General features: G+C 42.2%; 14 protein-coding genes. 6 read left to right on the top strand and 8 right to left on the bottom strand.

Annotation, left to right across the window (positions count from 1 at the left end; genetic code table 11):
• Window positions 1-127 precede the first annotated feature (127 nt).
• Genes PSF42_RS19960 through PSF42_RS19935 form a run of 6 tightly spaced genes read right to left on the bottom strand, consistent with a single transcriptional unit; the run spans window position 128 to window position 5443 of the window.
• A complete protein-coding gene (locus tag PSF42_RS19960) occupies window positions 128-790 on the bottom strand; it encodes an HAD family hydrolase (protein ID WP_272680535.1) in 663 nt (220 codons plus the stop codon).
• Between the two features lie 18 nt (window positions 791-808).
• Window positions 809-1825, bottom strand: coding sequence for an ABC transporter ATP-binding protein (locus tag PSF42_RS19955; RefSeq protein WP_125895135.1), 1017 nt, complete (start codon window positions 1823-1825; stop codon window positions 809-811).
• Window positions 1825-2655: an ABC transporter permease gene (locus tag PSF42_RS19950; protein WP_125895114.1), complete on the bottom strand. Its 831-nt coding sequence runs from the start codon at window positions 2653-2655 to the stop codon at window positions 1825-1827. The genes PSF42_RS19955 and PSF42_RS19950 overlap by 1 nt, the downstream gene beginning before the upstream one ends.
• On the bottom strand, window positions 2645-3547 hold the full coding sequence (locus PSF42_RS19945; RefSeq protein WP_125895116.1) for an ABC transporter permease: 903 nt from the start codon (window positions 3545-3547) through the stop codon (window positions 2645-2647). The genes PSF42_RS19950 and PSF42_RS19945 overlap by 11 nt, the downstream gene beginning before the upstream one ends.
• On the bottom strand, window positions 3547-4362 hold the full coding sequence (locus tag PSF42_RS19940; RefSeq protein WP_125895119.1) for an alkaline phosphatase family protein: 816 nt from the start codon (window positions 4360-4362) through the stop codon (window positions 3547-3549). The genes PSF42_RS19945 and PSF42_RS19940 overlap by 1 nt, the downstream gene beginning before the upstream one ends.
• Window positions 4363-4390: 28 nt before the next feature.
• A complete protein-coding gene (locus tag PSF42_RS19935) occupies window positions 4391-5443 on the bottom strand; it encodes an ABC transporter substrate-binding protein (RefSeq protein WP_125895121.1) in 1053 nt (350 codons plus the stop codon).
• Window positions 5444-5692: 249 nt separating this feature from the next.
• Between PSF42_RS19935 and nudC the strand changes: the two genes are divergently transcribed.
• The 6 genes from nudC to PSF42_RS19905 all read left to right on the top strand — a co-directional run bounded on the left by nudC (window position 5693) and on the right by PSF42_RS19905 (window position 10272).
• Entirely contained in the window at window positions 5693-6484 is a 792-nt protein-coding gene (gene nudC / locus PSF42_RS19930) for an NAD(+) diphosphatase (RefSeq protein ID WP_102140167.1), read from the top strand.
• Window positions 6485-6576: 92 nt separating this feature from the next.
• A complete protein-coding gene (hemE, locus tag PSF42_RS19925) occupies window positions 6577-7641 on the top strand; it encodes a uroporphyrinogen decarboxylase (protein WP_125895123.1) in 1065 nt (354 codons plus the stop codon).
• Between the two features lie 109 nt (window positions 7642-7750).
• Window positions 7751-8422, top strand: coding sequence for a deoxyribonuclease V (gene nfi / locus PSF42_RS19920; protein ID WP_125895137.1), 672 nt, complete (start codon window positions 7751-7753; stop codon window positions 8420-8422).
• A 74-nt stretch (window positions 8423-8496) separates the two neighbouring features.
• The gene (locus tag PSF42_RS19915) at window positions 8497-9084 is read left to right on the top strand and encodes a YjaG family protein (protein WP_102140164.1); all 588 of its coding nucleotides are present in this window, start codon (window positions 8497-8499) and stop codon (window positions 9082-9084) included.
• Window positions 9085-9283: 199 nt separating this feature from the next.
• Window positions 9284-9556 (top strand): HU family DNA-binding protein, encoded by a 273-nt coding sequence (locus PSF42_RS19910; RefSeq protein WP_004264522.1) that lies wholly within the window; start codon window positions 9284-9286, stop codon window positions 9554-9556.
• A gap of 89 nt (window positions 9557-9645) precedes the next feature.
• Entirely contained in the window at window positions 9646-10272 is a 627-nt protein-coding gene (locus PSF42_RS19905; protein ID WP_125895125.1) for a DUF1481 domain-containing protein, read from the top strand.
• Window positions 10273-10507: 235 nt separating this feature from the next.
• On the opposite strand, the gene purD is transcribed toward PSF42_RS19905, so the two are convergent.
• Both purD and purH read right to left on the bottom strand, forming a co-directional pair.
• The gene (purD, locus tag PSF42_RS19900; RefSeq protein ID WP_125895127.1) at window positions 10508-11791 is read right to left on the bottom strand and encodes a phosphoribosylamine--glycine ligase; all 1284 of its coding nucleotides are present in this window, start codon (window positions 11789-11791) and stop codon (window positions 10508-10510) included.
• A gap of 17 nt (window positions 11792-11808) precedes the next feature.
• The gene (gene purH / locus PSF42_RS19895) at window positions 11809-13398 is read right to left on the bottom strand and encodes a bifunctional phosphoribosylaminoimidazolecarboxamide formyltransferase/IMP cyclohydrolase (protein WP_272680534.1); all 1590 of its coding nucleotides are present in this window, start codon (window positions 13396-13398) and stop codon (window positions 11809-11811) included.
• Window positions 13399-13730 lie beyond the last annotated feature (332 nt).

Raw genomic sequence — 13730 nt, 5'->3', positions numbered from 1 at the left:
TATGTATGCTTATCGGGATAATTCTATTCACCTCCTTCCTCTAGCACGAATAATTTAGAGGGATCTTTGGAAGGGGGGTTAGTTAAAGCCTAAAAAATTGAAATCAAGGCTGAGATAAAAATAAGATTTATAAATTCCACTGATATTGCGGCCAGTTGTTTTCATTGGCGGCTTGGAGGAGGCGAGGGTCACCGTTGACGATAAAGGTTTCGTCAGCAAATTGACACATAGGTAAGTCATTAGCAGAGTCAGTATAAAAATAAACATAGGCATCAGTGATTGGCTGGTGGCGTATCCAGCCTAATAGGCGTTTGACTTTGCCTTCTTTAAAGGTTGGTATGCCGTCGATTTCTGTGGTGTAGCAGCCATCTTGTTGCTTGATATCGATCCCCATGGCGACGTCTGCACCCAGTTGATCCGCAATCTTTTTCACAATAAATGAAACCGTTGCGGAGATCACAATAATTGGGATCCCTTTCGCTTGATAATATGCGATCGTTCTAAGGGCTTCAGGGTAGACTCGCGGCAAAATCACAGCTTGTACAAAATCATCCAACCAGATATCCACTTGATCAGTTTTTACATTGGCGAGAGTTTGCAGGTTAAAACGTAAGTAAGTCGGCATATCTAATGTGCCTGCGTTGTATTGAGCCATCATGGCTTTATCCGCTTCTACAAACTGTGGGTCACTGATAATTTGCCTGTCCCACAGATATTGTGTCCACAATACGCTACTATCACCTTGAATTAACGTATCATCTAAGTCAAAAATGGCCAGTTGGTTTTGCATTATATTCCTATCTACTTATTAACTAAGTGTGCGAATTTCATTTTTATTAAACATAAGTTCAAGGTGAGTGCCCGGTTCAAATAAACGCTCAGATGAGCGGTTAAGTAAATCCACCGTCATATCACCTGCAGGGGTATTCACACTATAACGAATGATATTGCCGAGCAACTGATGATCCAATATCACGGCATCAACAGGGTGAGAAATATGGCTACCATACTGTCGGCCAGCTTCTTTGACATATATAGACTCAGGACGGATAGCCAGTGTGCCTTGCAAATCAAGGCCTAGCATTGTATTGGCTTTTTCTGAATCAACAAGGTTGTAATGCCCCATAAACCGAGCAACAAACTCTGTTGCTGGTTGGGTATAAATATTCTCAGCTGTACCACTTTGTACTATCTGGCCTTTATTCATAAGAAAAATACGATCAGACATAATCATCGCTTCATCTTGATCATGAGTAACAAAAATTGTGGTTAAGCCTAACTCACGTTGAATTTGGCGGATTTGCTGGCGCAAGTGCTTGCGAATGCGTGCATCAAGAGCGGAAAGCGGCTCATCAAGTAACAAAATTTGCGGTTTCATCACCAATGCTCTTGCTAGCGCAACGCGTTGGCGCTGCCCCCCTGACAGTTGATGGGGAAATTGTTGTTCTTTGCCTTGCAATTCAACTAATTCAATCACTTCAGCGACTGCTTTAGATCTCGCTTGGCTATCAATTTTACGCATTTTTAAACCAAACGCGATATTGTCAACCACAGTCATATTGGGAAATAAAGCATAACTTTGGAACACCATACCCACTCCGCGTTGTTGCGCGGCTTGGTGGGTTACATTCTGGCGATTAATATAAAGTTCACCATGATTAAGTTGTTCAAGCCCTGCAATACAGCGTAATAAGGTAGACTTTCCGCAACCACTTGGCCCTAGTAGGGTAATAAATTCACCTTTTTCGATAGTAAATTGAATATCAGCAAATACCTGATTAGTGCCAAAAGATTTGGCTAAATTTTCTGCAATAACATAACTCATCATTCATCTCCTGAACGATTTAATCGCATTGCTAACCACGTCAGCAATAAGGTAAATAGAAAATAAGACATCACCAGGGCAGAAGTGAAGTGTCCGCTGGTTTGTCGCATATTGAAAAGATAGATTTGCAAAGTTTCATAACGTGTTCCCACAAGGATATTGGCAAACACAAATTCACCCATTAAAAATGAAAATGAAATTAATAATGAAACCAACATACCTTTGCGAATATTCGGTAACACAATCATCATGAAGGCTTGGAATGTACTGGCACCGAGTAAATGTGCAGCATCCATTAAGTCTTGCAAATTAATGCCTTGGAAGCTATTCGCAAGCGCACGATACATAAAAGGTAACGTGATGGTGAAATAGGTACCAATCAGGATCCAAGGTGTGCCAACTAACATGAATGGTTCATCAGCAAATATTTGCAACAAGCCTACCGATGAGACCACTGGTGGGATCGCAAAGGGTAAAATAATCAGTAAATCCATTATCCCTTTGAGTTTGGGAAACCGATAAAATACGGCAAACGTCATCGGTAAAATAATTAATGTGCTAACCAGTAATGTACCAAAGCAAATAATCAATGAACGACCAAACGCCATAAGAAAACGCGGGTCTTGCCATAATTGTAGATACCATTTGATGGACAAGGCGTCAGGTAGCACTGTGGCCCCCCAAGAGCTTGCGATGGAATACAAAAATGTGGCGATAATCGGTAGCGCTAATAAGCTAGCAACACAGATTAGTACTAATTTATGAAGCCATAACCCAGAGGATTTATTGCCATTGGTTATGGCTGGGCTAATCGCATTATTATTTTGCATGGTAGCTCCGCTTGATTAACCAATGATGGATGGCAGTTATAAAAGCTAAGATAGCGATAAGTAGCATTGATAACGCAGCAGCCATATTCGGCTCGAGAAATAAATCACCGGAAACTAAACTGGCAATTCGGATAGTCACAAGGTTGTAATTACCACTTGTTAACGCATAAGTACTGGCGTATGCGCCCATTGCATTCGCAATTAGGATAATAAAAGTGCCAAGTAAAGCAGGAGAAAGCACTGGAATAGCGACTTTCAACCAATAGGTTAGCTTACTTGCTCCCATCGTTTTCGCTGCGTCTTCCCACTCTGGTTTTAGTGCGTCAAAGGCGGGGTAGAGCAACAACACACCTAGTGGGATCTGAAAATACACATACAACAGCATCAAGCCACTTGCGCTGTATATATTAAAATCTTCGATAATTCCCCATGATTTGAGTTGTAAGGTAATCGCCCCATTGAAGCCCAAAATAATAATGAATGCGAAAGCAAGGGGAACCCCGCTGAAATTGCTGGCCATGGTGGTGAAGGAAATCATTATTCGGCGAATTTTCCCTTGCATTTTATAAATGGAAAATGCCGTGATACTGGAAATCAATAAGCCAATCACACTACAAATAACGGAAAGCCATAACGTGTTTTCAAACGCTTGCAAGTAAAAATCATTATTGAATACTTCAAGATAGTTACCGAATGACCATGTTTCTTCGTAGATAAAGCTATTAATGAGCACCCAAATCATTGGGGCGATTTGGAATAGACTAAACAACACAAAGAATGGCAAAAGTAGCAGTGCGGCTCGCCAGTGAAAACGAGCAAAACATTTTTTCAACATGGCAGTTTTTCCCTGTTGTTGGTATGTCTGTTCACAGGGAGCAGGGATATCAGCCATTACAAATCTCCTCGTAACAGCGCATCACAAACTGGTTTATCGAGAGAGTTGGCACCAAGTAAGTGACAAATGGTTCCGCAAATTGCAGTTTGCTCAATATTGCAGGGTTGATGAGAAAACTGCGAGCCGATCACAAACAATGGCACTAAGCACTCTTCGGGGAGCGTTCCACCATGGCTACGATCATTGTTCATCCCATGGTCACTCGTGATCAGAATTTGATAACCTTGCTCAACCCATGTAGGAATATAATTCGACAGGATAATATCTGCATGGCGTGCTGCATTACGGTATTGTGGGGAATCAAAGCCAAACTTATGCCCTGTATCATCTATGTTCATAGGGTGGATCAATAAAAAATCAGGGTTAAATTGAGTCCGTAAATATTCCGCATCGACAAATAAATGGTCATCAGGGTAATGGTCTGCTTGATAAAAGCAGCCGTGTTGGATAGCGAGTGAATCATCGTGGGTGAAACGGTCTCGTAAGGCAACAAAAGGTGCCCGGTTATACAGTTCACTCACCCAATAATAAGCAGCGGCAGCGGTCGTTTTGCCGGCAAGGCGCGCGAGAGAAAATATGCTGTCAAAATGGGATAAACGGACAATTTGGTTATTCACAATACCGCTTTTGACCGGAGGAACGCCTGTTAGTATGCATTCATATAAAGGACGAGACATCGAAGGAAGCTCACACTCTAATTGGTAACATGTTGCGCTGTCGGCTTTGACTAAGCCGTTGAGATAGCCCATACAATGATGGGCTACTGAATAACTTAAACCGTCTAGGACAACAAGTATGACTTTTTCAGACATTAATTTTTCCTAAAATCAATTCATTAAATTACTGCTGGTGGATCAAAACTTGCTGTTGCCACATTTTAGGGAGATTACGAGACGACTTTTCCCAACCTTCAGCATTTTTAATTGGCTGAACATTTTTATACTGTTCTTCAGGTAATAATTTGGCTTTAATATCATCAGGTAACGTTAAATATTGTGCACGAATTGGTCGTGCATAACCTTCAGCAAGGTTAATTTGCCCTTTATCACTGAAAATAAACTCACGAGCTAGCTTCGCTGCGTTAGGGTTTTTGGCAAATTTATTGATGATAGTGGTGTAACCTGAAATTACAGAGCCATCAGATGGGATCACAACCGTAAAGCGATCGCGATTGATCTGATCACGGTAATTCAGTGCGTTAAAGTCCCATAATATGCCAACTTCGACTTCACCTTTTTCGATATTTGCGACAGTTGGGTCATTAACGGATAGGCGTTTTTGTTTGGCGAGTTCAGCAAAAAATTCAATGGCAGGCTTTAGGTTGTTTTCATCCCCACCACGCGCAAATGCAGCAGCCAGTACAGCGTTATTCGCTTGTGCAGCGATGCCAACATCCCCAACGGTGACCTTATATTTCCCTTTGAGTAGGTCATCCCAGCTTTTCGGTGCATCTTTTACTAAATCATTATTGATCATAAAAGCGATAGACCCCGTATAGGCTAAAGCCCAATGGCCATCTTTGTCTTTTGCCCAATCAGGAATTTGTGACCAAGTTGTTGGTTTATAAGGCTGAGTTACTCCTTTTAGCACGGCAACAGGCCCAAAAGAAGCACCGACATCACCAATATCTGCTGTCGCATTATTTTTTTCAGCAGCAAATTTGGCAATTTCTTGGGCGGAGCTCATATCGGTGTCTTGATGCTTCAAGCCATATTGTGTTGCTAAGTCTTGCCAAGTTCCTTTCCAGTTCGCCCAAGTATCAGGCATCCCAACGCTGTAAACTTGTCCTTCTTTTTTCGCTGCATTGATTAATTCTGTTAAATTAGTCTCGGCAGCTAATGTCACACTGGATGCGGTCAATGATAGTAAAATCGCAGGAACGATAGTTTTCATTATTTTCTCACTTTTGAAGAACGGTGAACCGTATTGGTTACTTAGCATCCTAATTTTAAGACGTGACAGTTAGTTGATCCTTTTATGACAGTTTTTAGACATTTTATGGAATGGAACGTCTAAAAAGTGTCAAAATTGCTAAAGAAAAACAATGAAACAAACGTTTGAATGACTTTGTGTCAAAAAAGTATATTGTGTCATTAATAGATTTATTTTACCGACAATAAAAACTGACAAAAGACGTGAAAAATGAATAAGTTAAAATTATCAGGAACAGAAAGTGGTTGGTGGTTTATCTGTTTTTCCGGGCGTTTGTGGTTACCTCATGGAGACATTCCTCGAGGTATGGCAAAGGACTATTTGTTAGAAGGAAAAACAGCAACACCCATTGGTGAGTGGCAAGGGGAAATCGTCTGGTTGATAGCCGAAAAAATGCCATCAGATATGGCTTCTCCCCGTATTGTTGCTGCGCAAGATGAAGGCTTATTTCGCCTCGCTGGGCGAGGTGTGCAATTAGCAGAATTCTATCGCTCTCACCGCTATTGTGGCTATTGCGGTACCGCAATGCGCCATAGTGAAACAGAGTGGGCATGTTTGTGTGATCATTGTCATGAGCGTTACTACCCGCAGATCGCCCCTTGCATTATCGTGGGGATCCGCCGTGATGACCATATTCTATTAGCTCAGCACCGACGCCATTCGCAAAACCCGTTATTTACGGTTCTTGCTGGTTTTGTCGAGGTTGGCGAAACATTAGAAGAAGCAGTCATGCGCGAAGTCATGGAAGAGAGCCATATTAAAGTAAAAAATATCCGCTATGTTTCTTCACAGCCTTGGCCTTTTCCTCATTCCTTAATGATGGGGTTTCTTGCGGACTATGAGAGTGGTGATATTAAAGTCGACCCGAAGGAACTGGTGAGTGCAAATTGGTATCATTACGATGATTTACCGTTGATCCCACCGGCAGACACAATAGCTAGGCGTTTGATTGAAGATACGGTCGCATTGTGCCGTCAAAGTGAATATGAAACGGGCGAATAGCACAGCGCTGATATTGTTATCATTAACATGATACAATAATGAACTTCGCTCTTAGCCACTTGCGGCGGCCACTTATAATAATGGAGTAAATAATGACTGAGTTAAAAAATGACCGCTATCTACGTGCTTTGCTACGTCAGCCTGTAGATGTGACCCCTGTATGGATGATGCGTCAAGCAGGGCGTTACCTGCCTGAATATAAAGCAACACGCGCGGAAGCTGGTGATTTTATTGCTCTGTGCAAAAACACCGAATTGGCTTGTGAAGTAACATTGCAGCCATTACGTCGTTTTCCATTAGACGCTGCAATTTTATTTTCTGATATTCTTACCATCCCTGATGCAATGGGGCTTGGGCTATATTTTGAAACGGGAGAAGGCCCGCGTTTCCATAAACCGATTATGAGCGCAACGGATGTAAAAAATATCCCTATCCCTGATCCTGAAATGGAACTTGGTTATGTGATGGACGCCGTTCGTGCCATACGCAAAGCCCTTAACGGTAATGTGCCACTCATTGGTTTCTCTGGTAGTCCGTGGACTCTGGCGACTTATATGGTGGAAGGCGGCAGTAGCAAAGCCTTCACCAAAATCAAAAAGATGATGTACGAAGATCCGAATTCATTGCATTTGTTATTGGATAAACTGGCAGATAGCGTCATTTTATACTTGAATGCGCAAATTCGTGCTGGTGCACAGTCTGTGATGATTTTTGATACATGGGGTGGCGTATTAACTAAGCGTGATTATTTACAGTTTTCACTGAATTATATGCATAAAATTATTGATGGCTTAATTCGTGAAAATGATGGTCGCCGTGTGCCTGTGACCTTATTCACTAAAGGTGGCGGTCAGTGGTTAGAAGAAATGGCAGCAACGGGTTGTGATGCATTAGGCCTTGATTGGACGACTGAAATTGCCGATGCTCGTCGTCGTGTTGGTGATAAAGTTGCCCTGCAAGGAAATATGGACCCATCCATGTTGTACGCACCACCTGCGCGTATAGAAGAAGAAGTACAAAATATTCTGTCGGGCTTCGGTCAAGGTGAAGGGCATGTATTCAATTTAGGCCATGGTATCCATCAGGATGTTCCGCCTGAGCATGCAGGTGCATTTGTGGATGCTGTTCACCGTTTATCCCGCCAATATCATCAATAATTATCATTTATTGATGTTCTTGATTTATGGTGTATTTATAGGATCTTGTAAGTACACCATTATCATCTATGATTAAGAATAATTAAATCTCATAAGCAATGGACGCATGATGGTTTTAGATACCCAACGGTTACGAACAGAACAAACTAGCCAAGCCTCAAAAATCATTTTGCATGATGAATTTCCCCCCCTCAAACTGATTGGTGGGGCTGATGTGGGCTTTGAGCAGCAAGGTGCGATTACGCGTGCTGTGGTGGCTGTACTCTCTTGGCCACAGCTAGAACTTGTTGAGTATCAAATAGCAAGAATACCGACGCAATTGCCTTATATACCGGGGTTACTTTCTTTTCGCGAAGTACCTGGCCTAATGGCTGCGTGGGAAAAAATACAAAATAAACCTGAATTAGTGCTTGTGGATGGACAAGGGATTGCACACCCTCGACGGTTTGGTGTTGCCTGCCATTTTGGGTTACAAGCGAACATTGCCACAATTGGTGTAGCAAAAAGCCGTTTATGTGGTGATGCCGATGAGTTAAATGAAGACCCCGAAAGTGTTCAGCCGTTAATGGCAGGTGAAAATCAACTTGGTTGGGTGCTGCGGAGCAAAAAACGCTGCAAACCATTATATGTTTCTCCGGGACATAAAGTCGGTTTTTCGTCTTCCTTAGAATGGGTTAGGCAGTGTCTAAAAGGGTATAGGTTGCCTGAGCCAACACGTTTTGCTGACGGAATTGCATCAAATCGAACGTTTTTTAAGCGAATGAATGAGAAAATCAGCTAATTATCAGCAAAATATGTGGCATTGACAGATTTTCAGGTAAACTGCGAAGTATTAAGATTGATGAGTCAGAAATTATGTTAAGAAATCCCATTCATTTGAGGTTGGAAAAATTAGAAAGCTGGCAACACACGACTTTCATGGCAAGCTTATGTGAAAGAATGTATCCCAACTTTCAGATGTTTTGTCTGCAAACTGAATTTGCCGATGCAAAAGTTTATCGTTCCATCCTTGATTTAGTTTGGGAAACTTTGGTCATTAAAGATAGCAAAGTCAATTTCGACAGTCAGTTAGAAAAATTAGAAGAAATTATCCCATCAGCGGATGATTTCGATATGTATGGTGTGTATCCAGCTATTGATGCCTGTATTGCATTGGGTGAAATTATTCATTCGAAATTGAGTGGTGAAACCCTCGAACACGCAATATTGGTTAGCGAAGCATCCATTCGTACAGTTGCCATGCTCGAAATGACTCAAGCAGGGCGGGAAATGACAGAAGAAGAACTCAAAGAAATCCCGGCCGTTGAAGAAGAGTGGGATATCCAGTGGGACATTTTCCGTTTACTGGCAGCTTGTGAAGAGCGCGACTTAGAGTTAATTAAAGGATTAAAATCTGACCTCCGCGAAGCGGGGGTGAGCAACATAGGTATTACTTTAAGCTGATTTTTGCATTTTCATTATCGAAAACGTGACTTGACGCAGTAATGCTGAGTACTAAGACTTCACATTTGCCCCTACTCTGGTCTACATTTAGGGGCGAGAAGAAGTGGCTATCGGGGGCGTGTATCAGGGGCTGTCAATTTGGCATATCCGACGCACTCGATGCTTTGCAAACGATAAACACACTGTGTAAGGATAATTTATGAATAAGACTGAATTAGTTGATGCTATCGCAGAATCAGCGGACTTGACCAAAGTTCAGGCAAAAGCAGCATTAGAATCTACTCTGAATGCTATTTCTGAAACGCTGAAAAAAGGCGAGCAAGTCCAACTGGTCGGTTTCGGTACTTTTAAAGTTAGCCATCGTGCTGCACGTACTGGTCGTAACCCACAAACTAAAGCAGAAATCCAAATTCCTGCTACAACAGTACCTGCTTTCTCTGCCGGTAAAGCACTGAAAGAAGCTGTAAAATAAGAACATTGTACAGACGAATTACCAGAGGGGGTAAAAAACTCCCCCTTTTGTTTATTCAAAAAGGGTTGCTGGTATTGGGAGTCATCTCAATGCTAAGCGCCTGTTCTTCTAATGCACCAAAGCTGCCTGAGTTTAGTGCAAGTGGTTTTATTGCTGATGATGGCGTCATTCGTATGTGGCGGCTGAATAATGCACAAAGCCAACCCCTCGTCTTAATGGTGGTTTATAGCCCCTATAAAGGCACAGACACTTCCGTTAATTTCTTCGAATATCGCTCCGGTAAACTCTGGCAAATTCGCAGCCAAATCTTGAACCAAAAAAATGGTGATATCACCGAACAATTACGCTTCGATAAAAACAATGACGTTGTTTTTATGCAGCGCGCCCAAGATGGCCATAAAACATCGCTTTCAACAGATGACATCACGCGTTGGCGCTTTGAAGCTGAACGAGTACTTGAGACAAACACTGCGCTTATTGTTGGTGGCGTCAAACTCTATCAAGGTCGTTGGCAACAAGGTAAAGTGACCACCTGTGAAGGTGATGTGCGAGAAATAACCTTCGAGCCCTATGCTGAAAATTGGTTACAGAGCCGTGCGAAAGTGTGGCATTCGCAGTTAAATTTAGCGTGGTTGGAGTCTTCAGAGGGAAATCAGCTTTTGATGGTAGCTGATACCGATTTTTGCCGCTGGCAACCTTCTAAAGATAGCTTATAAATAATCGCTCGTCGTCTTTCGAACCACAGCTATATTGCTACGTTCGCTCACTCTAGTCACATACTTATGTATGCTCCTAGAGATTCTCTCTCTTGCAGCTTTGCTGTGATTCGAAATACTTAGAGCCATTGTCTGTGTGAATGGTCAAAGGCAAAAACAAATTCAAAAAATAGAAAATAAAAAAGCTGATAAAAGTTTCCTCTTATCAGCTCAGGGAATGGTTTAGTACTTTGTATTATTTTATACGAGCGATAGCACGGTAGCCGATATCGTTGCGGTAGAAGCTATCATTCCAGTGAATGGTTTTTGCCACTTCATAAGCTTTTGCTTGGGCTTTAGCGATATCATTACCTAATGCTGTTACGCATAGGACGCGACCACCGGCAGTCACGACTTCTCCATCTTTCATGCGAGTACCCGCATGGAAAACTTTACTATCAGCCGCTTCAGTAGTTGGTAAACCCGAAATTATATCGCCATTGTGGTAGTCGCCTGGGTAACCACCTGCAGCAATTACTACCCCTAAAGCAGGGCGCTCATCCCATAATGAATCTTTACCTGCCAGCTCACCTTTTGCCCCCGCTAAACATAAAGCGACTAAGTCCGATTGCAAACGCATCATAATAGGTTGAGTTTCAGGGTCGCCAAAACGGCAGTTGAATTCGATAACTTTTGGGTTACCTGCTTTATCAATCATTAATCCAGCGTATAAGAAGCCTTGATAGCGGTTTCCTTCCTGATCCATACCTTTAACTGTTGGATAAATAACTTGTTCCATCACGCGTTGGTGTATTTCATCTGTGACAACAGGAGCTGGGGAGTAAGCGCCCATTCCACCTGTATTTAAACCTGTATCACCATCACCGACACGTTTATGATCTTGGCTAGTTGCCATTGGAATGACATTTTCACCATCTACCATAACGATGAAACTCGCTTCTTCACCATCAAGAAACTCTTCGATAACAATACGATGCCCTGCATCACCAAAGGCATTTCCCGCTAACATATCGTGAACAGCTTCTTTTGCTTCTTGTAGGGTCATGGCAACGATAACGCCTTTCCCCGCGGCAAGGCCGTCAGCCTTAATTACAATAGGCGCACCGACTTTATCTAAGTAAGCCAAAGCGGGCTCTATTTCAGTAAAATTTTCATAAGCGGCAGTTGGAATATTGTGACGGGCTAAAAAATCTTTGGTAAATGCTTTTGAACCCTCAAGCTGTGCAGCACCTTGGGTTGGGCCAAAAATAGTTAAACCAGCGGCTTTAAATGCATCTACAATACCAATAACTAATGGTGCTTCAGGGCCGACAATCGTTAAATCAATTTGTTTTTCTTTAGCGAATTGGAGAAGCCCATCAATATCTGTTGCCGAAATATTCACGTTTTCGAGTGTAGGTTCTAATGCTGTTCCTGCATTACCTGGGGCAACATAGACTTTTTCCGCTAAAGGTGATTGCGCAGCTTTCCACGCTAAGGCATGTTCACGACCACCACCACCAATAATTAAAATATTCATGACTAGGCTCCTAATAATTAGTGACGGAAATGACGCATATTAGTGAAAAGCATGGCAATACCATGTTCATTTGCGGCTGCAATCACTTCATCATCGCGAATAGAACCGCCAGGTTGGATAACACAAGTTACGCCAACAGCTGCCGCGGCATCAATACCATCACGGAATGGGAAAAAGGCATCTGAGGCCATCGCACAGCCAGCGACTTTTAGACCTTCATCTGCGGCTTTAATACCTGCGATTTTTGCAGAATACACACGGCTCATTTGCCCTGCGCCAATACCGATAGTCATATCATTTTTGGCATAAACGATTGCATTGGATTTTACAAATTTCGCGACTTTCCAACAGAATAACGCATCTTTTAGCTCGCGTTCAGTGGGTTGGCGCTTAGTTACAACGCGAAGTTCTTCTTTTTCAACCATTCCTAAGTCACGGTCTTGCACTAATAAACCGCCATTTACGCGTTTAAAGTCTAAACCTGCAACGGGTTTGCTCCATTCGCCACATTCAAGTACGCGGACGTTTTGTTTAGTCTCAAGAATAGGCAATGCATCTTTAGCAACAGAAGGCGCAATAATGACTTCCACAAACTGACGTTCAATAATCGCTTGAGCGGTTTCTTTATCTAATTGACGGTTAAAAGCAATAATGCCACCAAAAGCCGAAGTTGGGTCAGTTTTGAATGCATTATCATAAGCTGTATGAATAGAATCTCCGATAGCAACACCACAAGGGTTTGCATGTTTGACAATTACACAAGCAGGTTCTTCGAATGATTTAACACATTCAAGAGCTGCGTCGGTATCAGCGATATTATTATAAGACAGGGCTTTACCTTGGATCTGCTGCGCAGTTGCAATAGACGCTTCTTTTGGATTTTCTTCTATATAGAAAGCCGCATCTTGATGGCTGTTTTCTCCATAACGCATATCTTGTTTTTTTATAAAGTTTAAATTCAAAGTGCGAGGGAAGCGGCCGGAAGGCTGAGTCGTATCACCGTAATAAGGGGCAACTAATTCACCAAAGTAATTCGCAATCATGCTGTCATAAGCTGCAGTGTGTTCAAAAGCTTTAATTGCGAGGTCAAACCGAGTCGACCAATTTAGCGAGTTCTCGTGGTTATCCATCTCATCAATGATGGTTTGATAGTCATTACTATTTACCACAATTGCGACATCTTTATGATTTTTAGCCGCGGAGCGCACCATGGTCGGGCCGCCAATATCAATATTCTCTACAGCATCTTCAAGGGTGCAATTTGGTTTTGCCACGGTTTGGGCAAATGGGTATAGATTCACAACGACCATATCGATAGGCGCGATGTCATGTTGTTGCATGATGGCATCATCTGTACCGCGACGCCCTAAAATTCCGCCATGCACTTTTGGGTGCAATGTTTTCACTCGGCCATCCATCATTTCAGGAAACCCTGTGTAATCTGAAACTTCAGTTACGTTTAATCCTGACTCAGCGAGTAACTTTGCAGTACCGCCAGTAGATAGAAGCTCAACACCACGTTGAGATAACGCCTTAGCGAATTCAACAACCCCTGTTTTATCAGACACACTAAGCAGGGCACGACGAATAGGACGAAGCAGTTGCATGAGATAGATCCCTTGGATTTGAATAAATAAGGCAATAACGAATATCAGTCAGTAAAAACTCAAAGAGCTTTTCTTATATACCTATTATATCTATTGATGAAAGCCAAGCGGAATTAGCCCGCTTTCCCTATAACAATATATAAGTCACTAACAATTTCAGAACATAAAAACAAAATCAATGCTGAAATTTCGAGCCAATTGTAACGCAAACGTTTGCGTAATGCGCGGTAATTTTTAAATTATTTTCATGTTGTGGATAACTTGGTGTATAAGTCGGTATAAGTGGGGGTTTTGCTGTGGAATGCAGCAGTTGAACAAAATAATGCAAAAAA

The organism is Providencia sp. PROV032, from assembly GCF_028484875.1.
In the GTDB taxonomy this organism is placed as follows: domain Bacteria; phylum Pseudomonadota; class Gammaproteobacteria; order Enterobacterales; family Enterobacteriaceae; genus Providencia; species Providencia rettgeri_E.
Note: the sequence above shows the minus strand (reverse complement) of the source record. Positions and strands in the feature narration are given on the sequence as shown.